Source organism: Streptomyces otsuchiensis (assembly GCF_004305975.1).
Classification (GTDB): domain Bacteria; phylum Actinomycetota; class Actinomycetes; order Streptomycetales; family Streptomycetaceae; genus Streptomyces; species Streptomyces otsuchiensis.
In genome coordinates this window covers 1-389 of record NZ_BHZI01000620.1, presented here as the reverse complement: position 1 = coordinate 389, position 389 = coordinate 1, and the positions used below count along the sequence as shown (strand labels likewise).

Here is a 389-nt window from a genome sequence, read left to right as displayed (position 1 = left end):
GCGGCCCATGGACGGCACCGTCTCCACGGTGGGCAAACTGATCTGGGAGACCGAGGACGGCCAGCTGCGGATGTGCTCGGGCGCGATCGTGGACGCCGCCAACGGGGGCGTGGTCGCCACCGCCGCCCACTGCGTCCAGGAGCCGGGCACCGCCGCCCCCGGGGACGCCTGGTTCCTCCCCGGCTACGCCGACGGCTTCGACACCTACCAGGAGGACGGCTGGCCGGTCGCCGAGGTCCACCTCCCCGAAGCCTGGGACGTCAGCCGCACGCTCAGCGAGATCCTGCCGCACGACTACGCGTTCCTGACCGTCGAACCCCGCGAGGGACGCACCCTCCAGGAGACACACGGCGCCAACCGGCTGGCCTTCGAACCCGTCCCCGACACCG

The 389-nt window shown here is 72.8% G+C and carries 1 protein-coding gene; it reads left to right on the top strand.

Features of this window, described 5'->3' with window-relative positions:
- Positions 1–28: 28 nt before the first annotated feature.
- The coding region (locus E0D90_RS26115) for a trypsin-like serine peptidase (protein ID WP_369008447.1) at positions 29–389 on the top strand (361 nt) is incomplete at its 3' end.